We start from the raw sequence: 22,119 nt of genomic DNA on the forward strand, positions 1-22,119 counted from the left end.
GTCAGGGATCAGACGCCCAGTGCAGGGTAATCAAGGCCGCTATTGCGGCGGCGGCGACGGCGGCGAAGGCGCGCCGCTGATCCGTCCCTGGCAAGCCGGAGCTCGTCTTTGACCTCCAGCTTCATCTTCTTCAGCGTCGCGATATCCAGGCTATCGGGGAGCGGGCGAGCCTGTTCTTCAGACAGCTTCTTCTCCAGCTCCGAGTGACGGGATTTCAGCGCGTTAAGACGGCCAATCATTGTTTTGTTTCCTTTGCGGTTATCAAGTCTGTTTCAATCGACACGGCGAATATCGGTGCAAGTCAGGCATCAATCAAATCGAATTAATCTTGACAAAGCATCGGAAAAACAGAATTAAAAATCATGGCTCAACCGACGTTCAAACAGCTGGCGGCACTGATCGCGATTGCCGACACCGGCATGTTCCGGACGGCGGCGGAAAAGCTGCATGTCAGCCAGCCAGCGCTGAGCGAACAGATCAGCCAGCTGGAATACCGGCTGGGCGCGCGCCTCCTCGACCGGGATCGCCGGGGGGCGCGTCTGACGCCTGTTGGCGAGCTGATTGCCAGCCGGGCGCGCCGCATTCTCGCCGATGTCTCCGAACTGGATGCGGTGGTGCGGTCAAGCGCGGAAAATCTCGGGGGTCTGATCCGCATGGGCGGGCTGCCGACGCTGGGCCCATATCTTATGCCCTATGTCGTGCCGGTCCTGCACGCGCGCTTCCCGGGATTGCGCCTTTATGTCCGCGAGGCCACCGGACAGGCGCTGGAGGACGGCATCCAGTCCGGCCAGTTCGATGTCGCACTGACGGTACAGCCCAAAGCCGGCGAACGCATGCGTGTCATGCCGCTCTTTGACGAGGCGTTGATGCTCGGGCTGGCGCATGAGGATGATCTTCTCCGCGAGGAGTGCATTAATGCGGCGGCACTGAATGGAAAGGACCTGCTCACCCTTGAGGATGGTCACCGCCTCACCGAGCAGGTCAAGGACATTGCCCGCCAGTCCGGCGCCAATATCCTCGAGGATTATCAGGGCACCAGCCTGGACGGTCTGCGCCAGATGGTCGGCATGGGGATGGGCGTGGCCATCTTCCCGCACCTCTATGAACGCAGCGAAATCCGCAATGACCGCGCTGTGATTGCGCGGCCCTTGCAAAGCGCAGACGCCTACCGGCAGGCTTGCCTGATCTGGCGCGAGAACAATCCCCGCGAAAAGGATTTCGAGACGCTCGGCGGCATCATCGCGGCCCGGGCGGCAGAATTATTGGCGGAAGGTTAGTCAGAGTTACGATCCGGACCTTGCTGCCGGCAGAATGGCTGTCATATTTAGCAAATAGCTTGCATAAAAATAGCGTGTAGCTAATATGTCGTGATGCGGTCGGTGAGTTACACGAAATCCGCGTTGAAAGTGTTGCGGAAGATGTCGCGGCCGGATGCTTTGCGAATTATGGCGGAAGTCGACCAGTTCGCTATTGATCCGGAGAGTCTGGCCAACAATGTGAAGCGGCTGCAGGGAAGCGACTTCATCCGCCTTCGCGTCGGAGACTGGCGCGTGATCATGGATGATCAGGGCGCTGTTCTGGCGGTCATCAGGATCGGACCGCGTGGCAGCGTTTACGAATAGGAGAGGGCGATGCAGACGATCAACACCCCGGATGGCGGCATCATGGTGATGCTGGCTCTGGAAGAATACCAAGCCCTGGTCGATGCCGCCGATATCGCTGAAGGTCACCGCATCAGACAGCGCCTGGCCTCCGGCGAGGAGGAATTGCTGCCATCAGATATGGTCCGGCGGCTCGTCGCCGGGGAGACGCCGCTCCGGGTCTGGCGGAAATATCGCGGCATTTCTGCGGCGGACCTGGCCCGTCAGGCTCATCTCAGCCGGGCCTATATCAGCCAGATCGAGACCGGAAAGCGCCAGCCCGGCGTCGCGGCCTTGCGCCGGATCGCCACAGTTCTGAACGCCGATCTTGATGATCTGGTGGCTTAGGCCACAGGCCCCGTAGGTCCGCTCGGCCCTGAAGGCCCGGAGGGGCCGCGCTGCTGGCGGCGGTGCATGAAGGCCAGCTTCTCAAACAGCATCACATCCTGCTCATTCTTCAAAAGCGCGCCATGCAGCGGCGGGATGAGCTTGTTCGGATCTTTCTCGGCCAGTAGCTCCGGGTCGATATCCTCGACCAGCAGCAGTTTCAGCCAGTCCAGCAATTCAGACGTCGAGGGCTTCTTCTTCAGGCCCGGCACGTCGCGGATCTCGAAAAAGGTCTTCAGCGCTTCCGACAGCAGCCGGCTTTTCAGGTCCGGGAAATGGACCTGCACGATCTCGCGCATCGTCGCCTCGTCCGGAAAGGCGATATAGTGGAAGAAACAGCGGCGCAGGAAGGCGTCTGGCAATTCCTTCTCATTGTTCGAGGTGATGATGACGATGGGGCGCTTTTCGGCACGGACAGTCTCGCCGGTCTCATAGACATGGAATTCCATCCGGTCGAGCTCGAGCAGGAGGTCGTTGGGAAATTCGATATCGGCCTTGTCGATCTCGTCAATCAGAAGGACGGGGCGTTCGTCGGCCGTGAACGCCTCCCACAGCTTGCCCTTCCGGATATAGTTGGAAATGTCGTTGAAGCGCTCATCGCCCAGCTGGCTGTCGCGCAGGCGCGAGACGGCGTCGTATTCATACAGGCCCTGCTGCGCCTTGGTGGTCGATTTCACATGCCATTCGATCAGCTTCGCGCCGGTCGCCTGCGCCACCTGCCGCGCCAGCTCGGTCTTGCCGGTGCCGGGCTCGCCCTTGACGAGCAAGGGCCGCTCCAGCGCGATGGCGGCATTCACCGCGGCCTGTAATTCGCCATCCGCGACATAGCTTTTTGTGCCTTCAAAACGCATGAAACCGAGCTCCCATTGTCTGGTCCGGAAGCATAGGGCGGTGAAAAAGCGCGTAAAGCGGTGGCTGCCGTTGACGTGGGCGGCAGGTTGCTGCGCGCCTTGGGCATGATCGACAGTGTGACTGGCTTGTCAGTGGCAAAAATGGCCAATTCGCACGATTTGTGCGATATTTTACCCGCAAGTTCGTACGGGATATCACGATGTCGGCAAAATCAATCAGTGCGACCGAATTCAAATCCAAATTCGGTGCCTACAGTGCTCAGGTGCACAAGGGTCCGCTGACCGTGACAAGCCATAACCGCCCGCTATTCGTTGCGCTTGATCCTAATCATTATGAGCGTTTGAAGCAACGCGACCGTATTTTCGGTGAATTTGCCAGCCTGTCCGAAGAGGAGATTCTGGCGGCCATTCAGCCCATGGCTCCCGGGCATGAAACGTTGAATGCCGAACTGGATGATTAAAGTCAGGTATGGCGTTGCCCGAACCGGAAGCCGGTCTTGTCATTCGCTATGCATATTTGTGGAAGCGGGAGGCCGACGGCGGGCAGGTTGAGGGGGGCAAGGATCGTCCTTGTGCCTTGCTCGGCTGCGTCCGCCCATTTTATGACCTACATTCTTCAATGGATGATCCGTTTTGCGAATAAAAATGATCCCGCGAGGAACAATTTACAGCTGTACGATAATCACCCTCATCAATTTCAAAAAAATCATACTCAATTAAATGCTCTATAAGAATATAGTTTGCGCATGATACACCAATATTAATAGAGTTATTAAAAACAACTGGCATTCCATCGTATATTTCACTTTCAATGTGGTCTAAATTATAGATATTTGATCTAATAATTTGAATGTTTTCTACCCTATCGCCATAAAAAGGCTGAGAACGATAGTAACATAGCTCCATATTGTCACCGCCAGTCATATGGAGGCTTGTTAAAAGTAGCTCAATCAACATCCACTATTCCTCTGACCTGCGCCCCTTGGCTCCCTCGTTTATTGTGAGAGTCTGAGCCTTTCATAGCTCATGGATTGAAGGTTTGCGAGCGTGCCGGGAGCAGAGCCCCCGACGAGCTCGAGCGACCGGCACGCTGCGGGCGTAAGTTTACCTACGCCGCCTTCGCCTGTTTCGCCCGGTCGGCCAGCTCCGCCGCAATCGCCTTCATCGGGGTCGCCCAGTCGCCGAAGGTGGCGCCGTGGAAGAGGCGGGCCGTGGGATACCAGGGCAGGCCGTCACTGCCCAGCTTCGACCAGCCCTGTGCAGTGGGCGTCACGATCAGCGCCTCACCGCCCACGGCGCAGGTGAGGTTGGCGGTCGCATTCATCGGCCCCACGGTCACATCCAGCGCCTTGCCGAGCGCGGCGACACCGTCGAGATCCATTTTGAGATCAATATCGGCCGGTTGGTGGATTTTGACGCCGAATTCCTTTTCGGCGCGCGCCAGATCGTCCTCGACCTCGCCATATTGCAGATTGACGAGGGTGATGCCGGGTAGGTTCAAAACCGGCTTCCAGGTGTCGAACGCCGAGAAATATTTCTGGCGCTTGGCCGTCATTTTTAGCGATTTCCACAGCAGGCCGACCTTCAGCCCGCCGCCCAGCCTGGCCAGCTCTGCCTGCCAGTGCGCGACCTGTTCGGGATCGGCGGTCAGAAAGCCCGGCTCGGCTGGGAAAGCCTCAAGCGATTGCCGGAAAGCGCGCGCCGCATTGCCCACCGGAAACCACAGATCGGCCGGCGGCTTGTCCCTGATCACGCTTTCCGCCACACGCCAGTCACGGCCTTCCACACGCGCCGAGGCATGGGCCTCGATCATCAGATCGGGAAAGCTGCGGCGGAACAGTGGCAGCAGGCGTTTTTCGCAGGCGATGCGCAATTCACCGTCCGGGCCGATGGCGTCGATCACATCGCGCGCCGTATTCATGAACATGACCTCGTCGCCCAGCCCCTGCTCGCCCACCATGACCACGGTCTTGCCGCGCAGCTGCGCCGGGTCCGTGCCATCCCATCGCGGCAGGCTGATTTCAAACAATGTGGCGTCCTTGTAATCGGGATTCAGGCGCACGGCATATTCCGCCCAGCCGCGCTCCAGATCGCCAGCACCGAGATAGGACAGCGAGCGGCCATGGCGCATGATGGTCTGATCCTTCAGGCTGGTCGTGACCGCCAGCGCCCGGTCGAAAGCATCGATGGAGGCGATGGAATCGCCGACCAGATCGTGCGCATAGGCGAGATTGTTCCAGGCCCGCGCAAACTCCGGATTGATGCGCAGGCTTTCCTGGTAGAAGGTCGCCGCCTGCACCGGATCGCCGGATTCAATCAGCACCGTGCCCAGCGCATTCCAGAGATCGAAATGCTCCGGATTGGCATAGATGGTGGTGCGCAAAAGCTCGACCGCGTCATCAAATTTGCCCTGATCGCGCAAAATGCCGGCGAGATTGATCGTCCCGTCGACATTGCCCGGCTGCACGCGCAGGAAGATCCGCAGGAATTTTTCCGCCACCGGCAACATGTCCAGCTTCCACGCCGTCATCGCCAGTGACTGGTAGATATCCGGCGAATTGGGGTCCTTGTTCAGCGCCCGTTCGTAGAATGTGAGGGCCACGGACAGCCGGCCCAGTTCTTCCAGAGCGACCCCCATCACATGATTGGCAAGCGCGCTTTCCGGGTCCATGTCGAGGGCGCGCATGGCCAGCTTGGCGGCCGGCGCGCCATGCCCGGAATGGGCAAGCTTGACCGCGCGTTTCAGAATTTCCGCCATCTTGCGCAATTTCTTGCGCTCGGCCGGGCTGGCACGTTCGATGGCGCCCTTGAAGTCCGGCCCTGTCTCGACTTTGGCCGCATCGGTCAGATCGCGCTTGGCGGCTTCCTCGGGTTTGGCCAGCAAGTCATCAAGTTTCAGGTCGGACATCAAGCGCTCCGCAAATTTCAGAATGTGCGCCCAGCAAGGCCTGCTTCGCTTGATGTGGGGTTAACGCGCGCTAGCTGCTGTCAGGATAAACCGAGGGACAAGCCCATGCTGGAAAATCTGCCGGAAAATTATCGCGCTGTTGTCTTCGGCGCCAGCGGCGGCATCGGTTCGGCCATGGTTGCCGCGCTGGAGGATGATCCGCGCTGTGCGGGCGTCTGGGCGGGCAGTCGCAAGGCCCCGGCTGACACAGGCAAAGTGACCGGCTTTGCCTTTGACCTGACTGACGAAGCCTCCATCGCAAACGCCGCGGAAGCCATCGGGCAGGGCGGCCCGGTCCAGCTTGTTCTAGTCACGACCGGCATTCTGCACACCGAAACCCTTGGCCCGGAACGCAGCTGGCGCGAGCTGGACGCGGCGGCCATGGCGCAGGTTTTTGCGCTCAACACCATCGGCCCGGCCCTTATCGCCAGTCACATGCTGGACCTCATGCCGCGTGATGAAACGGCGATCTTCGCGGCGCTGTCGGCCCGCGTCGGTTCGATTGGCGATAATCGCCTTGGCGGCTGGCACAGCTATCGCGCCTCCAAGGCGGCGCTCAACATGCTGATCCGCAATTTCGCCATTGAGCTCGGCCGAAAACGCAAGCAGGCCATTTGCGTCGGCCTTCATCCCGGCACGGTCGATACCGGCCTGTCACAGCCATTCCAGCGCGGCGTGCCCGATGGCAAGCTGTTTTCGCCTGCATACTCTGCGGGAAAATTGCTGGACGTGCTGACCGGACTAACGCCGTCGGAAAGCGGTCAGGTCTTTGCCTGGGACGGGCAGGTCATCGCCTGGTGACGGTGGGCTAGAACCGAAACCTCGGTATGCGGGCCATCCGGATGTCTGTTTTCTCGGCAATCATCTCGTCGGCCAGGCGCTTGTAGAAGGATGTGTTCGGCTCGGATGCCCGCCAGTAGAGATAGACCGGGTGTATCGCGGCGGGATGGTCGATGCGGCGCACGCGCAACGAGGGATCGCGAATGGCCTCTCCCAGCGCATAAAGGCTGGGCAGTATGGCTATCCCGTCACCGCTGATCGCCATCTGGCGGATCGCATCCAGGCTGGCACCGGTGTATTCGGGGCTGATCGACGCGCCCGCCTTCGCGGCCAGCTTGCGCACGACCTGGGCGAGATGAAAGTCGAATGACAGGGTCAGAAACTGGCGCCCGGCCAGCTCGGACAGCGCGCATGCTGCGTCGCTGGCCATCAGCGGATCGCCGGGATGGCTGCAAAACCACAGCGTTTCGTCAAATAGCGGCAGACACTCGAGGCCGGGGGCGTCGCTGGCCGAGGCCACCACGAAATCCAGCTCGCCGGTATTGAGCCGGGCGGTCAGTTCCGTTGACGGGCCTTCGGTGAGGGAGATCCGGACATCGGGCAGGCGCGTTTGCAGGCGCTCGCGAAGGCTGGGCATGAAATAAGCCCCGATCGAGGGCAGCACCCCCGCCTGCAATCGCAGCCGCGCCCCGGTGACCAGCAATTTCGCCTCGGCGCGAAATGACCGCGCGGCGTCCAGCGTCTTGCGGGCGGCCTCCAGCAGGCTATCGCCTTCGCGGGTGAGCTCCACATGGCGCGAGGTTCGTTGGAACAGAGCCAGCCCCAGCTCGGCCTCCAGAACCGCAATCTGCTTCGACAGGCTGGGCTGGGTGACATGCAGGGCCCAGGCCGCCGGACCGAAGGCACCGGCTTCCGCGACAGCGATAAAATACTGCAATTGCCTCAGCGTGGGGCGCATGGGCCGGTCGCCTCCCGATCAATGCCCTCAGGTTATCAATCGCGGCCACAATTTCCATTGGTATTGTCACAGACACCTTCCTATCTCGGCTCGCGGTAGTTCACAGCCAGCTAAGAAGGACTTGGCGCATGAAAAAAATGATCCTCTCCGCAATCGTTGCCAGCGCAGCTCTGGTGCCCGCCGCTTTTGCAACCGATGCCATCACGGCAGAAGACGTCGCCGCTGCCCAGCAAGCCTGGGGCGAGGGCATTGTCGCCATCGGTGCCGCCTATACGGCGGGAGAAGACTACACCGCAGCGGCAACCGCCCATATCGAGCGTTTCTACGCCTACGGGTCACATGACGTGCTGTTCAAGCCGACCCTGGCCGCTGAAGACCAGTTCCGCGGTGATTTTGACGAGGCCCTGTCCTACTTCGTCGGCGGTGAGATCGCCGAAGACAATGGCTTCGCGATTGCGCCCTACACCAATGTCCGCTGGGAAAATGAAGGCACCTTCATCGATGAGGACAGCGCCATGGCCATGGGCAATTATTTCTTCACCACCACCGAAGGCAATGAAGTGAAAGTGGAATACAGCTTCGGCTATGTTCGCGGTGAAAACGGCGAGCTGCAGATCGTCCTGCACCACTCATCGCTTCCCTTCAGCGCCAACTAGAGCGCGGCGTCTTTCCTGACGCATGAGGTGTGCCGGGTATCGATCGATGCCCGGCGCATATCTTTTCACGGCCCGGATGGGTTCGCGAAACCCTTTCTAAACCTTGCCCGGATTAGCTTGCCTCAACGTACCGGTTTCAGGTGCGGGGAGGGGAAGGCAAATGCCGCTCAAATTGTCACTCAAGCCCGGCGAGAAATTCGTGCTCAACGGCGCTGTCATGCAGAACGGCGACCGCCGCGCGACGCTGGTCTTGCAGAACAAGGCGTCGGTCCTGCGCGAGAAAGACATCATGCACGAGCGCGATGTCACCACGCCGGCCCGCCGCGTCTATTTCCCCATCATGGTAATGTATCTGTCCGACAAGCCGGACGACAAGGCGTATGATGAGTTCGTCCTGCGTATGACCGAATTCATGAATGCGATCTCGTCTTCGGACGTGCTCCAGCAATGCGTCTCCGTCTCCCGCGATGTCATGGCGGGCGAGCATTACAAGGCGCTGATCCGCTGCCGCAAACTGATCGAATACGAAGACGAGAGGCTGAAGTAGTGTCTCTGAATGCTTACCAGAGTGCCGCGACGCGGGCCGAAGATCCGCGCTCGACCGAGTATCGCCTGTTTGCGCAGGTGACGCGCTCGCTGATCAATGCCCGCGAAGCGGATGTGCTCGACATGAAAACCCGGTCCGAAGCCCTCGACTGGAATCGCCGTGTCTGGAGCGCCTTTGCGATCGATTGCGCGGAATCCGACAACAAGCTGCCGGAAGGGCTGCGTGCCGCGATTATCTCGCTGTCGATTTTTGTCTCCAAACACTCCTCCGCCGTCATGCGCGAGGGCGCGGACATCGATATATTGATCGAGATCAACAAGACCATCATGCAGGGGCTTCAACCCCAGACGCAAGCCGCACCGGAACCTGTTGCAGGGTAGGCGATTTTGACCGGGTCGGCAGTCTTTGCCCGCAATATTGCTCCTGATTGATCGGCCGTTTTCCTGACCGCCATAATAATGCAATCTAATCAATAACTAACGGGCGCCTTCGTTTATTCGGCCATGGCGCGATTTTTGCGCGTGTCAGGGCAGGACAAAACGTCCTGGAGGCTCCGCAAAAAGCGGGGCCAATTCACTTCCAGAACGGAGGAACCCCAAAAATGACTCTTTCAGTCAACACCAACGCAGGTGCCATGATTGCCCTGCAGAATCTGAACAAGACCAATATGCAGCTTGAGGAAACCCAGTCGCGCATCAATACCGGCCTCGAAGTGGCCGGTGCCAAGGACAATGGCGGCATTTATGCCATTGCCCAGCGGATGCGTTCGCAGGTGAGCGGCTATGGGGCCGTCACCGACTCGCTGAACCGGGCGATATCCTCTGTGGATGTTGCGCTCGCGGCAGGCGAGGCGATCTCTGATCTCATCATCGAGATGAAAGAGAAGGCACTGGCAGCGGCTGACACATCTCTGGATACGGCCTCGCGGACCGCCCTGAACGAAGACTTCACGGCTCTACGCGACCAGATCAAGACGATTGTCGCCAACGCCGAATTCAACGGGACCAATCTTCTCAACAATTCGACGGCGCAGATCACCGCGCTGGCGAATGCAGACGGGTCCAACACGATCACGGTGCAAGACGAGAACTTTGTTCTGGGAGCCGGAAGCGCGCTGATCACGATCGCGTCCAATGCGTCATATGCTACGGCGACGCAGGCCGACAATATCGCCAGTCAGCTCGAAACCTCGCTCGACAACGTCAATGCAGCCCTGGCACGGCTCGGTACGCAATCAAAGGCGATTGGTATTCACAATACCTTCGTCAGCAAACTGACCGATGCTCTGGAAACCGGGATCGGAAATCTTGTGGATGCAGATCTGGCCAAGGAAAGCGCTCGTCTACAGTCGTTGCAGGTCAAGCAACAGCTGGGGATCCAGGCGCTGGGTATTGCCAATCAGCGGCCACAGGCGATTCTCTCCTTCTTCCAGTAAGAAGACCGGGGCCGCTTTCCACCACGGAGCGGCCCCATTTTTCCTGAATCATTTGAATCGGTTATTGCGCGGAATCTTTGACCGCCCGGCAAAAATTTCCCCGTGAATCCGTCATTGCCCGGCAGGTATTGCCGACCTCGAATTTGATTCGTTTTGAAAGCAAGAATATTATTCTGAATAATATCAATAACTAAAGCCATTCCCTAATTCGCTGGAAACTTTTCTGGCCCCACCCTTGCTGGTGATGGGGCGGGACAGAAGTCCCTGCGGGCAAAACGCCGGCATCATGACCAGAATGGGAAGGGCCAAGAAATGGCTACTATCAACACCAATGCGGGTGCGATGATCGCCCTGCAAAACCTGAACAAGACCAATATGGAGCTTGAGCAGGTCCAGACCCGGATCAATACGGGTCTCGCAGTCTCCTCCGCCAAGGATAATGGCGGCATCTATGCCATCGCTCAATCCATGCGCGCCGATGTGGCGGGCTATCGGGCTGTCGGCAATTCCATCGATCTCGCGCAGTCCACTGTTGATGTCGCGCTCGCGGCCGGTGAAGCGATTTCCGACATCCTCATCGAGATGAAGGAAAAGGCGCTGGCTGGCGCGGATTCGTCCCTGGATGCGGCCTCCCGCACAGCGCTGAACGAAGACTTCAAGGCCTTGCGCGATCAGATCGGAACGATTGTCGCCAACGCCGAATTCAACGGGACCAATCTGATTTCCAATGGCGCCGGCAATATTTCTGCCCTCGCCAATGCGGATGGTTCCAACAGTATAACGGTTCAGGCCGAAGACCTGTCCTTGACGGGCGCTCGTCTGACCATCTCCGCCACATCGTCCTTCGCCACAGGCACCCAGGCCGACGTTATTGCCGGTCAGATCGCCACCTCGCTGGACAACCTCAACGCATCTCTGGCGCGGCTTGGAACCGGTTCCAAGTCACTGGAGATCCACAACACATTTATCGGCAAGCTTTCTGATGCGCTTGAAAAGGGCATCGGGAATCTCGTGGACGCAGACCTCGCCAAGGAAAGTGCCCGCCTCCAGTCGCTGCAGGTCAAGCAGCAGCTGGGCATCCAGGCCCTCTCCATCGCGAACTCGGCGCCTCAGGCCATCCTCGGATACTTCCGCTAAGTCAGCGGGATAGCAGAATTCGGTGAGGGGTAGAAACCGTTCGCCGAATATTTCGGCCGGCAAAAAGCCGGCTTAAAAACCAGAATGGAAAGGGCCAAGAAATGGCTACCATTAACACGAATGCGGGCGCGATGGTCGCTCTGCAGAACCTCAACAAGACCAATTCGGAGCTTGAACAGGTTCAAACGCGTATCAATACCGGTCTGGCTGTCTCTTCTGCCAAGGACAATGGTGGCATCTATGCCATCGCTCAATCCATGCGCGCCGATGTGGCGGGTTATCGGGCTGTCGGCAATTCCATCGACCTGGCCGTTTCGACGGTTGATGTCGCTCTGGCCGCTGGCGAAGCGATCTCGGATATCCTGATCGAAATGAAGGAAAAGGCCCTCGCGGGTGCGGATTCTTCGCTCGATACGGCATCTCGTACGGCGCTGAACGAAGATTTCAAAGCCCTGCGTGACCAGATCAGCACCATTGTTTCCAATGCGGAATTCAACGGCACAAACCTGATCGACAACTCGATCGCCAGCATTTCGGCTCTGGCCAATGCGGATGGATCCAACTCCATCACTGTGCTGGACGAAAACCTGTCGCTCGGCGGCGGTGTGGTGACGGTCGCAGCAACGGCGTCCTTCGGGACGGCAGCCGCGGCGAGCACCCAAGCTACCGCTATTGCCACGTCTCTGGACAATCTCAGCGCGTCACTGGCGCGTCTGGGTACGGGCTCGAAATCGCTCGAAATCCACAAGACATTCGTTGGCAAGCTTTCGGACGCTCTCGAACGAGGCATCGGGAATCTCGTTGACGCGGACCTGGCCAAGGAAAGTGCCCGTCTCCAGTCGCTGCAGGTCAAGCAGCAGCTGGGCATTCAGGCGCTCTCGATCGCCAATTCGGCTCCGTCAGCGATCCTTGGATACTTCCGCTAGATCAGCGGAAGGGTGGGAATTCGGTGAACGGGAATACCCCGTGACCGGATAAATGGCCGGCAAAATGCCGGTGTCGTAACCAGAATGGGAAAGGCCAAGAAATGGCTACTATCAATACCAACGCAGGCGCAATGATCGCTCTGCAAAACCTGAACAAGACCAATTCGGAATTGGAACAGGTCCAGACCCGGATCAACACTGGCCTCGCGGTCGGATCGGCCAAGGACAATGGCGGCATTTACGCTATTGCCCAGTCGATGCGCGCCGACGTGGCAGGTTACCGGGCCGTCGGCAACTCCATCGATCTGGCCGTGTCTACAGTGGACGTGGCTCTGGCCGGTGGTGAAGCTCTGTCTGACATGCTCGTCGAGATGAAGGAAAAGGCGCTCGCTGCGGCTGACTCTTCGCTGGATGCCGCATCGCGGACCGCGCTGAACGCTGACTTCACGGCTATGCGGGATCAGCTGAAAACGATCATCGCCAACGCCGAGTTCAACGGTACCAACCTGATCGATGGTTCAACCACCGGCATTTCGGCACTCGCCAATGCAGATGGTTCGAACAACATTACGGTTGCGGATGAAGATTTGTCGCTTGCCGGTTCGGTCGTCACGATCGCAACCAATGCGTCCTTCACAACCGCCACCCAGGCTAGCAACATTGCCAGCCAGATCGGGACGTCTCTGGACAATCTCAGCGCGTCACTGGCGCGTCTGGGTACGGGCTCCAAGTCGCTCGAAATCCACCAGACGTTTGTTGGCAAGCTGTCGGATGCCCTGGAACGGGGTATCGGCAATCTCGTCGACGCGGATCTTGCCAAGGAAAGTGCCCGTCTTCAGTCGCTGCAGGTCAAGCAGCAGCTGGGGATTCAGGCGCTGTCCATCGCAAACTCTGCGCCGTCAGCGATCCTCGGATACTTCCGTTAATCGCGGGATTCGGGTGGCCGGAATTGAAGGGGTTCCGTTCCGGCCACCCACCCCTCGATGAAGGAGGATATCCGTTCACAAAAGGAGGTGTCGGCGGAGCACCCGCTGGCAACCCGAAATGAACGAGCTGATCAAAAATGTAACGTCGGCCACGCCGGTAGCCTTTTCAGGGCTTCCGATGGCGCAGGCTCCCGTTCGCGAAGCGTCGAAAGGCGGCGAGCGTGAAGCCGGTGACCAACAACCGGCCCCCGGTATGCCGTCCCTGAAAGAGCTGGAAGCGTCCATCGATCGAATGGCTGAAAAGGCCTTTGGCAACTCTCGTCTGGCAATCGAAAAACATGATGCCGCAGGTGTCTTCGTTTATCGGTTGATCGACAGCCGCAATGGCAGCGTCATGCGCCAATGGCCGAGTGAGGACTTTCTGGCCTTGCGAGAGTATCTGCGCTCCAAACAGGGCGGTCTGGTCGACCAGCGTATCTGACCGTCTCCGCCCGGCAAAAGGCGGACCACCCGGCGCAAAACAGCCCGGCAATTTTGACCGTGTGGCTGTACAGGCGAAGTGCGCCCGAAATTACCCCTTGAAAAATAACAGATAATTTTCGGCATGTTTCGGCATGCCAATTGCGACCCTTATTCCCGAACACCGGGTGAATTGTCTCCCGGCCCGTCCGAAGGACAGTTTAAGGGGAACCGCATGACCCTCTCTATTCATACCAACGCCGCGGCTATGGTCGCGCTGCAAAACCTCAACAAGACCAATGACCAGCTCGCCGATGTTCAGACCAAGCTGAATACCGGGCTTCGTGTTGGCGGCGCGAAAGATAACGCCGCCGTCTATGCCGTGGCGCAGGGGATGCGCTCCGACATTCGCGGCCTCTCGGCAGTCCAGACCAGTCTGGATCGCTCCGTCTCCATCGCCGATGTCGCGCTCGCAGCCGGTGAGGCGATCTCCGATCTCCTTGTTCAGATGCGTGAAAAGGCCACCGCCGCGATGGACCCCTCCATCGATACTTTCTCGCGGCAGGCCTATGACGCGGATTTCAAGGCGCTGATCGACCAGGTCTCGGTCATTCTCGAGAATGCCGAATTTGATGGCGCCAACATTCTCAACGGCGCGATCACGGGCGGCATTGCCTTCCTGGCTGACGCTGATGCCTCGCGCTCCATCACCCTGCGCTCTCAGGATCTCAGCCTGTCGGGCTCGGTTATCACCCTGTCCAATTCGGCCAGCCTCGGCACGGTCACCCTTTCGACGGGTATCGTCTCCCAGATCCAGACCAGCCTCGACAATGTCAATCAGGCACTCGCCAATCTCGGCTCCGATGCCAAGAAGATGGAAGCTCACCGCGGCTTTGTCGGCAAGCTGATGGACTCGCTCACCGAAGGCGTTGGCAATCTCGTGGATGCCGACCTCGCCAAGGAAAGCGCGCGATTGCAGGCCTTGCAGGTCAAACAGCAGCTGGGCGTGCAGGCCCTCTCCATCGCCAACTCCCAGCCTCAGATCATCCTCAACCTGCTTAACGGCTAGGACTGATCCACGTCATGCGGAAAATCAGCGGCGGGCCTCGGCTCGCCGTTTTTTTTATTCGTTGTCGACGTTCGCTGTTGTCTCAATTTGATCGATAATCGCGTTTTGTTCGGTTTTTTCTTGGTCCGTCAAAAGCCCGTTGAACACCAGCTGTTTTGCCGATCCGAGGTCTAAATCAAAACGGGATCGAATCTCAATAACGATGTCGAGAATGGCAATGCCTTCGTCCTTGAGCCGATCAATTGCGTTGTTTACTTCGTGGTTGTGCATGGCCCATTTTCACCGCTGATATGGTGTTGTCTATCATCCCACCATCTCTTCACTCAAGCGAGCGGGATTTTCCCCCTCCCCACAATGGGGGAGGGAAATAGGCACATCCCAGACGATGAAGCTCTTCCCCTCCGCCCCCGACTCCCGCCACATATAGGATATGACCTCGCGCTTTTTGCCCTATGGCCGACAATCCATTGATCAGGCCGATATTGATGCGGTGACCCGTGTCCTGAAATCCGACTTTCTGACCTCCGGCCCGGAAATCGAAAAATTCGAAGCTGCCATGTGCGCCGCAACCGGCGCGGCGGAGGCCGTGACCTGTTCCAACGGCACGACCGCCCTGCATCTGGCGCTGGCGGCGCTGGGCGTAGGCGAAGGCGACGTCTGTATCGTCCCGACCATCACCTTCATGGCGACCGCCAATGCCGTGCGCTATTGCGGCGGCAAGGTGGTGTTCGCGGATGTCGACCCCGACACCGGCCTGATGACGCGCGCAACGCTCGCCGATGCGATGGCCCGCGTCGACGGGCCGGTAAAAGCCATCCTGCCGGTCCATCTGGCGGGTCAGAGCTGTGATATGGCGGCGATTGCCGATCTCGCGCGGGAGGCGGGTGCATTCATCGTCGAGGATAGTTGTCACGCCCTCGGCACGGCGCGCGGCGAGGGAATGGTCGGCGACGGGCGCTATAGCGATGCCGCGACCTTCTCTTTCCACCCGGTCAAGACAATTGCGGCGGGTGAGGGCGGTGCCGTTACCACCAATGATCCCGCGCTCGCCGAGATAATGCGCCGCCTGCGAACCCATGGCGTCACGCGCAATCCGGAGGAATTTGTCGGCGATCCGTCCGAGCCCTGGCGGCAGGAATTTCACGATCTCGGCTGGAATTACCGCCTGCCGGATCTGTGCGCTGCGCTCGCCACCTCCCAGCTCTCGAAACTGGAACAGTTTGCCGCTCGCCGCCGCGCCATTGCCGATATCTATGATCGCGCCTTGCCGCGGCTGGGCGAGCATGTCCGCCCCTTCGCCCGGATGCCGGATCAGGACCCGTGCTGGCATCTGTATGTCGCCCTGATTGATTTTGCGGCGCTGGGCACAACGCGGACGGCCGTGATGAATGCGCTGCGCGAGCGCGGCATTGGTACGCAAGTGCATTACATTCCGGTCCATACCCAGAAAATCTACGGCGACCACCGGCATTTCCCGGGCGCGGAGGGCTGGTATCAACGCTGCCTCACCCTGCCGATGTTTTACGGCATGTCGGACGAGGACGTGCACCGCGTCGTCCGGGCGCTGGGGGATGTCCTCGGCATGAAGGCGTTATGATCTGGCTGCGCTGCAAGGCCGGGCTGAATATCGGCACCGGCCATGCCGTGCGTTGCCTGTCGCTGGCGCGCGCCATTGAGGCTGAAGGCGGTGAAGCGGGTATTATCTTCGATACCGATAACACCGCCTTCCTTGCGCAGGCTGACGCTGCCGCTATTCCGGTCCTGACGGTCACACCCCGCAATCATCTGGCCGACGAGGCCGCGGAATTTCCCGCCGGTCCGGTCCTCGTTGATCTGTCCAACCCGCTCCTGCTGGCCCAGCTCTCCGATTTGATCGCCGCTCTACAGGCGCAGGGGCGCAAGACCGCGCTGATCGAGGGGCTCGACAAGGAAGCCTATATCGGCCCGGCCGAACCCGATCTTGTTATCACGCCGTATATCGGTGCCGAGGCGGAAACGCCGCGTCCGGCCAGGCGCTGGATCGGCGGCGGCCGTTACGCCGTGCTCGGCCCGGAATACGAGGCGGCACCCACACCGGTCAGCCAGCGCGCCGGTGTGCTGGTCATGCTCTCCGGCTCCGACCCCTGGCATCTGACCGAAAAGGTGATGGGCGCGTTGGCAGACCGTGGCCCGGAGCTGCGCATCGCCATCGGCAATGCGATTCCGCATGACCGCGCGCTCAAACTCGCTGCCGCGGCTGAAGCCATCGGCGCCATGCCGCTGATGTCGCCCGACGGTCTGTTTGAACACTTCAATGCGGCCAGGGCCTGTATTCTCGGACCGGGTCTGGCCAAATATGAAGCCGCCGCTACGGCGACACCGGCGGTCATTGTCTGCCCGGATGAACGCTATGCGGCGATGCAATCGGCCTTTATCAGTGAAGGCTTGGGTCAGCTGATCAATGCGGCCGAGCCCGGTCTTGCCGGCAATCTGAACGCCGCGCTGAACAGAGCCCTCGTGCAGACACCTGAATATCCGGGGCCCATAGACGGGCAGGGTGCACGCCGCGTCGCCCGCGAACTCATCCGCACATTTGGCGAGTAATCGTTAAGACGAATCGCGTGAGGTTCGATTCAAGCTATCGGACCTGAATTCATGCCGCTCAATCCGTCCTCACCCCGATCCGCCTTCGCCATTGCTGGCCGCGAGATCGGTGAGGGCTGCGCGCCCTATGTGATTGCCGAGGTGTCCGGCAATCATAACAGGGAGTTGTCCAAAGCGCTGAAGATGATCGAGGTCGCCGCCGAATGTGGCGCTGATGCCGTCAAATTCCAGACCTATACCGCCGACAGCCTGACCCTGCCGAGCGACAAGCCGGAATTCCAGATCACGACCGGAACATGGGCGGGATGGAATTTGCACAAACTCTATCAGGAAGCCGCGACGCCCTATGAGTGGTTCCCGGCACTGTTCGATCACGGCAAGGCGCTCGGCATCACCGTCTTTTCCTCACCTTTCGACAACGAGGCGGTCGATCTCCTGGAAGGCCTGAACGCTCCGGCCTACAAGATCGCCTCCAACGAATTTACCGACTGGCCCCTGATCCGCCGCACGGCACAAACCGGCAAGCCGGTCATTCTTTCCACCGGCACGGCCAGCCTTGAAGAGATCGACGCGACCGTTCGCTTTCTGGAAGGCGAGGGCATCACCGACTACGCCCTGCTGCATTGCGTCAGCGCTTATCCCGCGCCCATCGACAGCGCCCATATGCGCAACATCATCGCCCTGCGCGAGCGCTTTCCGGTTCCCATCGGTTTTTCCGATCATACGCTGGATATCACCGCGCCGATTGTGGCCACCTCGCTCGGGGCCGCCATTATCGAAAAGCATTTCGTTCTGGACCGGTCCGAGGGCGGGCCGGATTCTTCCTTCGCCATAGAGCCCCATGAATTGAAGCGGCTCTGCGAGACGGTACGCGATGCCCATGCCGCCATGGGCGGTCCGCAATTCGGCATGAAGGACGCGGAAACCAAATCCCCGATATTCCGCCGCCATTTCTACGCCACGCGCGACATTGCAGAGGGCGAAGTGCTCGGTCCGGATAATGTGAAAGCGATCCGTGCGCGCCAGGGCATTGCCGCGCGGGAGTTCGAGCGCCTGTTCGGCGCGCGGGCCATGGCAAATATCCCGGCCCACGAGCCGGTTACATGGGAGGCGGTCGATGAGCGGTAAGCCACTCCTGATCTTCGGGTCAGCAGAAATCGCCGAGCTGGCACATTTCTATTTCAGTCATGACAGCGGGTACGACATCGTCGGCTTCACTGTAGATGATGCCTATGTCGAGGCCGACACTTTCTGCGGCCTTCCCATGGTGCCGTGGAGCGAAGCCCGGACGCGCTTTGGCCCGGAAACCCATGCCTGCCATGTCGCGCTCTCCTACATGAAGCTGAACCGTCTGCGGCAGGCCAAGTTCGAACAGGTGAAGGCAGCAGGCTATCGCCTGCCCAGCTATATCTGTTCAAAATCCGTGAGCTGGCCGGACCTGCAGATGGGTGAAAATTGCTTCATTCTTGAAAATCAGACCATCCAGCCCACTGTGAAACTCGGCGACAATGTCATGCTCTGGTCGGGCAATCATATCGGCCATGGCACTCATATCGGCAGTCATACCTATTTCGCCTCCCACGTGGTGGTCTCTGGTCATTGCCGGATTGGCGAGCGCTGCTTCTTCGGCGTCAACGCCACGCTGCGTGACTTTCTGAAAGTCGGCGATGAAGCCTTCATCGCCATGGATGCCAGCCTGACGAAAGACGTCGAGGCCGGCTCTGTGGTACTCGGTTCGCCCGGCACGGTCTTTGGTCCCGACGACCCCAAGGGGCGCAAGATCCGCAACAATTATTTTGGCCTCGATGACTGACTGGACAAAACTCGGCCCCGTTATCAAGCCTGATCCGGATCTGTCCTGGTGCCGGACCCATGCCATGTTGCCGACCCCGGAGCGCGTGGGCGGATCGCTGGTGCGGATATGGTGGGGCGGGCGCAATGATGCCAACCAATCCCATATCGGCTGGTCGCTGATCGATCTGGAACGGCCGGACAGGGTTCTGGAAACCGTGCTGGAGCCCGAACTCACGCCCGGCCGGCTCGGCACATTCGACGACAACGGTGTCCTGCCGTCCTGCGTCATCCGGACCGGCAGCGAAACGCGGCTCTATTACATCGGCTTCAAGCCGGGTGGCACAACGCGCATGGATCTGTTCGGCGGTCTCGCCATCAAGCCTGACGGCGCGGCGGGCTTCGAGCGCTGGTCCGAAGCGCCGATCATCGAGCGCTGCAAGGTCAATCCCTTCATCAATACCGCCCCGTGGGTGGTGAAAACACCCTTTGGCTGGCGCATGTATTACGTCGCCGGCGTGGAATGGGTGCACAAGGATTTGCCGCGCTACAATATCCAGATTGCGAGCTCCAAGGACGGGCTCGACTGGCAGCGCAAGGGCCGCGTGGCGATTGATTTTGAACCCGGCGAGAATGCTTTGGCGCGGCCCTATGTCTGGCATGATGGCGAGAATTGGCGCATGTGGTTTGCCGCCAAGGGCGAGGCCTATCGCCAGAAGCAGGCGGTCTCGGCCAACGGGCTCAACTGGACCCGCATTGACCCGCCGGGGCTGGAACCGGGGACAGGCGAGGACAGCGAGATGATCGAATATGGCGTTGTGCTGATCCATAACGGCCAGCGCATCGTCTTTTATAATGGCAATGATTACGGAAAGGGCGGCGTTCTGGCCGCGATCGAGGAATGACGCAGCCTGCCGTAAATCCCGCTCGCAAGTCCGCCGCCATCATGCAGCCAACCTTCCTGCCCTGGATTGGCTATTTCGGCCTGATGGCCTCGGTTGATCTCTTCATTTTTCTCGATGATGTCCAGTTCGACAAACGCTCCTGGCAACAGCGCAACCGGATCAAGACACCCAATGGCGTCTTGTGGCTGACGGTTCCGGTCCTCACCAAGGGCCGCCGCGATCAGACCATCTGCGACGCCGAAATCCAGCCCGACGCGAAATTCCCGGACGCCATGTGGCGGACCATCGAGATGAATTTTGCAAAAGCGCCCTATGCCTCGCGATACCTGCCGGCGCTGCACGGCATCATGGCAGATAACACCGCCACTATCGGCGAATTGAATATCGCCATCATCGAATGGATGGCGCGCGAATTCGGTATCGCCACCCCCACGGTGCGTTCGTCGCAAACACCGGTCGCCTCCGCCAAGGCGGATCGTCTGGTCGATCTCTGCCGGGCGCATGGCGTGACGGATTATCTCTCGCCGCCGGGATCGAAAGCCTATCTGGACGACAGTAATGCCTTTTCCGATGCCGGCATCGCGCTTGATTATTTCGGCTACACCCACCCGGAATATGCCCAGCTGCACGGAGCCTTCGAACCCTATATGAGTGCGCTCGACCTGCTCGTGAATGAAGGCCCGAAGGCGGGCGAGATTCTCCGCTCGGGGCTGGTCTTGTGATGCGCCGCATCGCCATCATCCCGGCGCGCGGCGGCTCCAAGCGCATCCCGCGCAAGAATATCCGCCCCTTCGCCGGCCAGCCGGCCCTGACCCATATCCTCAAGGCCGCCGAGGCCACCGGCCTGTTTGATATCATTCATGTTTCGACCGATGACCCGGAGATTGCGGAAGTTGCGGCCGAAGCGGGGCATCGCCCCGATTTTCGCCGGGAAGCGGTTATCGCCGATGATTTCACGCCCATCCGCACGGTGATGAGCTGGACGCTGCGCGAATATGAAAAGCGCGGCCAGCATTTTGAAACGGCGGCTCTGCTCTATGCGACCGCCTTCTTTGTCGAGCCGCAGGATTTGGCCCGCGCCATTGCCGATTACGAGGCCCACCGCACGCATCCCGTGCTCGCCGTGGCCGGGATCGGCACACCGTTCGAAAAACTCTTTATCGAGACTGGCGGCATTCTGCGAACCGCTGACGAAGCGAGGTTCGGATCGCGGACGCAGGATTTGACCCCCGCCTATCGGGACGCCGGCGCCTTCGGCATTTTCTCGGCGCCGACCCTGCTCGCGGAAGACGATGGCAGCGCGCCACTGCATTTCCGGCCTTTCATCCTCGATCGGCTGAAGGCGATTGATATTGATACCGAAGAGGACTGGGCCTTCGCCGAGCGCCTCCATGCTGCAAGGACACATTCATGACCTACAAGACCGAGCAGGAAGCCTTCTGGGCCGGACAATTCGGCGATGAATACCGCGAGCGGTGTTCGCTGGAGCCCGAGCTGGTCGCGGCCCGCACCGCCTGCATGGCGCGCATGTTGCGCAAGGCCGCGCCGGTGAAATCCGCCTTCGAGATCGGCTGCAATATCGGCCTCAACCTGGTGGCCATGAACCGGGTGTCGCCGGGCACCGAGCTGGAGGCCATCGAGATCAACGCCGAGTCCGCAGCCCAGGCCAACAGGCTGGGCGTGGCAAAGGTCGAGACCGGCTCCATCCTCGAATACACCCCGCCGCGCAGCTATGATCTGACCATGATTTGCGGCGTGCTGATCCATCTTGATCCGGAAGTGCTGCCGCAGGTCTATGACGTGCTCTTCAACGCCTCGAACCGCCATATCCTGCTGTTTGAATACTATAATCCGACGCCGGTCGAAGTCACCTATCGCGGCCATGAAGGACGCCTCTTCAAGCGCGATTTCGCCGGAGAAATGCTCGACCGTTTCGAGGGAAAGCTGACGCTGAAGGATTACGGCTTCTTCTATCATCGCGACCCGATTTCCTGGTCCGATGACGGGACGTGGTTCTTGCTGGAGAAGGGATGATCGTGCGTGGTTCGAGGCTGTCCTGCGGCCAGCACCTCACCATGAGGTAGGTCGGCGTAAATCATTCACCTCATCCTGAGGTGCGAAC

At 59.7% G+C, this 22,119-nt stretch carries 28 protein-coding genes; 22 read left to right on the forward strand and 6 right to left on the reverse strand.

Features of this window, described 5'->3' with window-relative positions; genetic code table 11:
* Window positions 1–8: 8 nt before the first annotated feature.
* Window positions 9–239 (reverse strand): YdcH family protein, encoded by a 231-nt coding sequence (locus HXX25_RS02655; RefSeq protein ID WP_187166981.1) that lies wholly within the window; start codon window positions 237–239, stop codon window positions 9–11.
* Between the two features lie 123 nt (window positions 240–362).
* On the opposite strand from HXX25_RS02655, the gene HXX25_RS02660 reads away from it, so the two are divergent.
* The 3 genes from HXX25_RS02660 (at window position 363) to HXX25_RS02670 (ending at window position 1,988) form a co-directional block, all read left to right on the forward strand.
* Window positions 363–1,277, forward strand: a complete 915-nt coding sequence (locus HXX25_RS02660; protein WP_187166982.1) for a hydrogen peroxide-inducible genes activator — start codon at window positions 363–365, stop codon at window positions 1,275–1,277.
* A gap of 93 nt (window positions 1,278–1,370) precedes the next feature.
* Window positions 1,371–1,622, forward strand: coding sequence for a type II toxin-antitoxin system RelE/ParE family toxin (locus tag HXX25_RS02665; protein ID WP_187167731.1), 252 nt, complete (start codon window positions 1,371–1,373; stop codon window positions 1,620–1,622).
* 9 nt (window positions 1,623–1,631) lie between these two features.
* Window positions 1,632–1,988, forward strand: a complete 357-nt coding sequence (locus HXX25_RS02670) for a helix-turn-helix domain-containing protein (RefSeq protein WP_187166983.1) — start codon at window positions 1,632–1,634, stop codon at window positions 1,986–1,988.
* Here the strand turns inward: HXX25_RS02670 and HXX25_RS02675 are convergent.
* Window positions 1,985–2,878, reverse strand: coding sequence for a MoxR family ATPase (locus HXX25_RS02675; protein WP_187166984.1), 894 nt, complete (start codon window positions 2,876–2,878; stop codon window positions 1,985–1,987). The genes HXX25_RS02670 and HXX25_RS02675 overlap by 4 nt on opposite strands.
* A gap of 200 nt (window positions 2,879–3,078) precedes the next feature.
* Here HXX25_RS02675 and HXX25_RS02680 point away from each other — a divergent pair, with 200 nt between their 5' ends.
* Window positions 3,079–3,339, forward strand: a complete 261-nt coding sequence (locus tag HXX25_RS02680; RefSeq protein WP_187166985.1) for a type II toxin-antitoxin system prevent-host-death family antitoxin — start codon at window positions 3,079–3,081, stop codon at window positions 3,337–3,339.
* Window positions 3,340–3,478: 139 nt separating this feature from the next.
* On the opposite strand, the gene HXX25_RS02685 is transcribed toward HXX25_RS02680, so the two are convergent.
* On the reverse strand, window positions 3,479–3,835 hold the full coding sequence (locus HXX25_RS02685) for a hypothetical protein (RefSeq protein ID WP_187166986.1): 357 nt from the start codon (window positions 3,833–3,835) through the stop codon (window positions 3,479–3,481).
* Window positions 3,836–3,986: 151 nt separating this feature from the next.
* The gene (locus HXX25_RS02690; protein WP_187166987.1) at window positions 3,987–5,786 is read right to left on the reverse strand and encodes a tetratricopeptide repeat protein; all 1,800 of its coding nucleotides are present in this window, start codon (window positions 5,784–5,786) and stop codon (window positions 3,987–3,989) included.
* Between the two features lie 105 nt (window positions 5,787–5,891).
* On the opposite strand from HXX25_RS02690, the gene HXX25_RS02695 reads away from it, so the two are divergent.
* Window positions 5,892–6,626, forward strand: a complete 735-nt coding sequence (locus tag HXX25_RS02695; protein WP_187166988.1) for an SDR family NAD(P)-dependent oxidoreductase — start codon at window positions 5,892–5,894, stop codon at window positions 6,624–6,626.
* A gap of 7 nt (window positions 6,627–6,633) precedes the next feature.
* On the opposite strand, the gene HXX25_RS02700 is transcribed toward HXX25_RS02695, so the two are convergent.
* A complete protein-coding gene (locus tag HXX25_RS02700; protein ID WP_187166989.1) occupies window positions 6,634–7,563 on the reverse strand; it encodes a LysR family transcriptional regulator in 930 nt (309 codons plus the stop codon).
* A gap of 128 nt (window positions 7,564–7,691) precedes the next feature.
* Between HXX25_RS02700 and HXX25_RS02705 the strand changes: the two genes are divergently transcribed.
* The 9 genes from HXX25_RS02705 to HXX25_RS02745 all read left to right on the forward strand — a co-directional run bounded on the left by HXX25_RS02705 (window position 7,692) and on the right by HXX25_RS02745 (window position 14,718).
* Window positions 7,692–8,219, forward strand: coding sequence for a phosphoribosyl-AMP cyclohydrolase (locus HXX25_RS02705; RefSeq protein ID WP_187166990.1), 528 nt, complete (start codon window positions 7,692–7,694; stop codon window positions 8,217–8,219).
* Between the two features lie 160 nt (window positions 8,220–8,379).
* Complete coding sequence (gene flbT / locus HXX25_RS02710) at window positions 8,380–8,766, forward strand: flagellar biosynthesis repressor FlbT (RefSeq protein WP_187166991.1); 387 nt, start codon at window positions 8,380–8,382, stop codon at window positions 8,764–8,766.
* Window positions 8,766–9,146: a flagellar biosynthesis regulator FlaF gene (gene flaF / locus HXX25_RS02715; protein WP_187166992.1), complete on the forward strand. Its 381-nt coding sequence runs from the start codon at window positions 8,766–8,768 to the stop codon at window positions 9,144–9,146. Before flbT ends, flaF begins: the two co-directional genes overlap by 1 nt.
* 221 nt (window positions 9,147–9,367) lie before the next feature.
* Window positions 9,368–10,201: a flagellin gene (locus tag HXX25_RS02720; RefSeq protein WP_187166993.1), complete on the forward strand. Its 834-nt coding sequence runs from the start codon at window positions 9,368–9,370 to the stop codon at window positions 10,199–10,201.
* Between the two features lie 312 nt (window positions 10,202–10,513).
* Window positions 10,514–11,338, forward strand: coding sequence for a flagellin (locus tag HXX25_RS02725; protein ID WP_187166994.1), 825 nt, complete (start codon window positions 10,514–10,516; stop codon window positions 11,336–11,338).
* Window positions 11,339–11,439: 101 nt separating this feature from the next.
* On the forward strand, window positions 11,440–12,264 hold the full coding sequence (locus HXX25_RS02730) for a flagellin (protein WP_187166995.1): 825 nt from the start codon (window positions 11,440–11,442) through the stop codon (window positions 12,262–12,264).
* A gap of 101 nt (window positions 12,265–12,365) precedes the next feature.
* Window positions 12,366–13,190, forward strand: a complete 825-nt coding sequence (locus HXX25_RS02735; protein ID WP_187166996.1) for a flagellin — start codon at window positions 12,366–12,368, stop codon at window positions 13,188–13,190.
* A 118-nt stretch (window positions 13,191–13,308) separates the two neighbouring features.
* On the forward strand, window positions 13,309–13,671 hold the full coding sequence (locus tag HXX25_RS02740) for a flagellar protein FlaG (RefSeq protein ID WP_187166997.1): 363 nt from the start codon (window positions 13,309–13,311) through the stop codon (window positions 13,669–13,671).
* Between the two features lie 213 nt (window positions 13,672–13,884).
* On the forward strand, window positions 13,885–14,718 hold the full coding sequence (locus tag HXX25_RS02745) for a flagellin (RefSeq protein WP_187166998.1): 834 nt from the start codon (window positions 13,885–13,887) through the stop codon (window positions 14,716–14,718).
* Between the two features lie 54 nt (window positions 14,719–14,772).
* Here HXX25_RS02745 and HXX25_RS02750 read toward each other — a convergent pair whose 3' ends face one another.
* A complete protein-coding gene (locus HXX25_RS02750) occupies window positions 14,773–14,988 on the reverse strand; it encodes a hypothetical protein (RefSeq protein ID WP_187166999.1) in 216 nt (71 codons plus the stop codon).
* A 160-nt stretch (window positions 14,989–15,148) separates the two neighbouring features.
* Here HXX25_RS02750 and pseC point away from each other — a divergent pair, with 160 nt between their 5' ends.
* Genes pseC through HXX25_RS02790 form a run of 8 tightly spaced genes read left to right on the forward strand, consistent with a single transcriptional unit; the run spans window position 15,149 to window position 22,031 of the window.
* The gene (gene pseC, locus HXX25_RS02755) at window positions 15,149–16,315 is read left to right on the forward strand and encodes a UDP-4-amino-4,6-dideoxy-N-acetyl-beta-L-altrosamine transaminase (protein WP_187167000.1); all 1,167 of its coding nucleotides are present in this window, start codon (window positions 15,149–15,151) and stop codon (window positions 16,313–16,315) included.
* The gene (locus HXX25_RS02760) at window positions 16,312–17,301 is read left to right on the forward strand and encodes a hypothetical protein (RefSeq protein ID WP_187167001.1); all 990 of its coding nucleotides are present in this window, start codon (window positions 16,312–16,314) and stop codon (window positions 17,299–17,301) included. Before pseC ends, HXX25_RS02760 begins: the two co-directional genes overlap by 4 nt.
* 51 nt (window positions 17,302–17,352) lie before the next feature.
* Window positions 17,353–18,429: a pseudaminic acid synthase gene (pseI, locus tag HXX25_RS02765; protein WP_187167002.1), complete on the forward strand. Its 1,077-nt coding sequence runs from the start codon at window positions 17,353–17,355 to the stop codon at window positions 18,427–18,429.
* Entirely contained in the window at window positions 18,419–19,114 is a 696-nt protein-coding gene (locus HXX25_RS02770) for an acetyltransferase (protein ID WP_187167003.1), read from the forward strand. Before pseI ends, HXX25_RS02770 begins: the two co-directional genes overlap by 11 nt.
* Complete coding sequence (locus HXX25_RS02775) at window positions 19,107–19,997, forward strand: hypothetical protein (protein WP_187167004.1); 891 nt, start codon at window positions 19,107–19,109, stop codon at window positions 19,995–19,997. Before HXX25_RS02770 ends, HXX25_RS02775 begins: the two co-directional genes overlap by 8 nt.
* Window positions 19,994–20,719 (forward strand): WbqC family protein, encoded by a 726-nt coding sequence (locus HXX25_RS02780; protein ID WP_187167005.1) that lies wholly within the window; start codon window positions 19,994–19,996, stop codon window positions 20,717–20,719. The genes HXX25_RS02775 and HXX25_RS02780 overlap by 4 nt, the downstream gene beginning before the upstream one ends.
* On the forward strand, window positions 20,719–21,411 hold the full coding sequence (locus tag HXX25_RS02785; protein WP_233346977.1) for a cytidylyltransferase domain-containing protein: 693 nt from the start codon (window positions 20,719–20,721) through the stop codon (window positions 21,409–21,411). Before HXX25_RS02780 ends, HXX25_RS02785 begins: the two co-directional genes overlap by 1 nt.
* Window positions 21,408–22,031, forward strand: a complete 624-nt coding sequence (locus HXX25_RS02790; protein ID WP_187167007.1) for a pseudaminic acid biosynthesis-associated methylase — start codon at window positions 21,408–21,410, stop codon at window positions 22,029–22,031. The genes HXX25_RS02785 and HXX25_RS02790 overlap by 4 nt, the downstream gene beginning before the upstream one ends.
* Window positions 22,032–22,119: the final 88 nt, after the last annotated feature.

This window comes from Hyphobacterium sp. CCMP332 (assembly GCF_014323565.1).
GTDB lineage: Bacteria > Pseudomonadota > Alphaproteobacteria > Caulobacterales > Maricaulaceae > Hyphobacterium.

Bases quoted from the DNA above. Each gene is read 5' to 3' on its own strand.
- HXX25_RS02775 (WP_187167004.1), top strand. From the start codon at position 19,107: ATGACTGACTGGACAAAACTCGGCCCCGTTATCAAGCCTGATCCGGAT.
- pseC (WP_187167000.1), top strand. From the start codon at position 15,149: ATGACCTCGCGCTTTTTGCCCTATGGCCGACAATCCATTGATCAGGCC.
- HXX25_RS02780 (WP_187167005.1), top strand. From the start codon at position 19,994: ATGACGCAGCCTGCCGTAAATCCCGCTCGCAAGTCCGCCGCCATCATG.
- HXX25_RS02660 (WP_187166982.1), top strand. From the start codon at position 363: ATGGCTCAACCGACGTTCAAACAGCTGGCGGCACTGATCGCGATTGCC.
- HXX25_RS02760 (WP_187167001.1), top strand. From the start codon at position 16,312: ATGATCTGGCTGCGCTGCAAGGCCGGGCTGAATATCGGCACCGGCCAT.
- HXX25_RS02655 (WP_187166981.1), bottom strand. From the start codon at position 239: ATGATTGGCCGTCTTAACGCGCTGAAATCCCGTCACTCGGAGCTGGAG.
- HXX25_RS02770 (WP_187167003.1), top strand. From the start codon at position 18,419: ATGAGCGGTAAGCCACTCCTGATCTTCGGGTCAGCAGAAATCGCCGAG.
- HXX25_RS02735 (WP_187166996.1), top strand. From the start codon at position 12,366: ATGGCTACTATCAATACCAACGCAGGCGCAATGATCGCTCTGCAAAAC.
- HXX25_RS02705 (WP_187166990.1), top strand. From the start codon at position 7,692: ATGAAAAAAATGATCCTCTCCGCAATCGTTGCCAGCGCAGCTCTGGTG.
- HXX25_RS02790 (WP_187167007.1), top strand. From the start codon at position 21,408: ATGACCTACAAGACCGAGCAGGAAGCCTTCTGGGCCGGACAATTCGGC.
- HXX25_RS02750 (WP_187166999.1), bottom strand. From the start codon at position 14,988: ATGCACAACCACGAAGTAAACAACGCAATTGATCGGCTCAAGGACGAA.
- HXX25_RS02785 (WP_233346977.1), top strand. From the start codon at position 20,719: ATGCGCCGCATCGCCATCATCCCGGCGCGCGGCGGCTCCAAGCGCATC.
- HXX25_RS02680 (WP_187166985.1), top strand. From the start codon at position 3,079: ATGTCGGCAAAATCAATCAGTGCGACCGAATTCAAATCCAAATTCGGT.
- flbT (WP_187166991.1), top strand. From the start codon at position 8,380: ATGCCGCTCAAATTGTCACTCAAGCCCGGCGAGAAATTCGTGCTCAAC.
- HXX25_RS02725 (WP_187166994.1), top strand. From the start codon at position 10,514: ATGGCTACTATCAACACCAATGCGGGTGCGATGATCGCCCTGCAAAAC.
- HXX25_RS02685 (WP_187166986.1), bottom strand. From the start codon at position 3,835: ATGTTGATTGAGCTACTTTTAACAAGCCTCCATATGACTGGCGGTGAC.
- HXX25_RS02695 (WP_187166988.1), top strand. From the start codon at position 5,892: ATGCTGGAAAATCTGCCGGAAAATTATCGCGCTGTTGTCTTCGGCGCC.
- pseI (WP_187167002.1), top strand. From the start codon at position 17,353: ATGCCGCTCAATCCGTCCTCACCCCGATCCGCCTTCGCCATTGCTGGC.
- HXX25_RS02740 (WP_187166997.1), top strand. From the start codon at position 13,309: ATGAACGAGCTGATCAAAAATGTAACGTCGGCCACGCCGGTAGCCTTT.
- HXX25_RS02675 (WP_187166984.1), bottom strand. From the start codon at position 2,878: ATGCGTTTTGAAGGCACAAAAAGCTATGTCGCGGATGGCGAATTACAG.
- HXX25_RS02720 (WP_187166993.1), top strand. From the start codon at position 9,368: ATGACTCTTTCAGTCAACACCAACGCAGGTGCCATGATTGCCCTGCAG.
- HXX25_RS02730 (WP_187166995.1), top strand. From the start codon at position 11,440: ATGGCTACCATTAACACGAATGCGGGCGCGATGGTCGCTCTGCAGAAC.
- HXX25_RS02670 (WP_187166983.1), top strand. From the start codon at position 1,632: ATGCAGACGATCAACACCCCGGATGGCGGCATCATGGTGATGCTGGCT.
- HXX25_RS02700 (WP_187166989.1), bottom strand. From the start codon at position 7,563: ATGCGCCCCACGCTGAGGCAATTGCAGTATTTTATCGCTGTCGCGGAA.
- HXX25_RS02690 (WP_187166987.1), bottom strand. From the start codon at position 5,786: ATGTCCGACCTGAAACTTGATGACTTGCTGGCCAAACCCGAGGAAGCC.
- HXX25_RS02745 (WP_187166998.1), top strand. From the start codon at position 13,885: ATGACCCTCTCTATTCATACCAACGCCGCGGCTATGGTCGCGCTGCAA.
- HXX25_RS02665 (WP_187167731.1), top strand. From the start codon at position 1,371: ATGCGGTCGGTGAGTTACACGAAATCCGCGTTGAAAGTGTTGCGGAAG.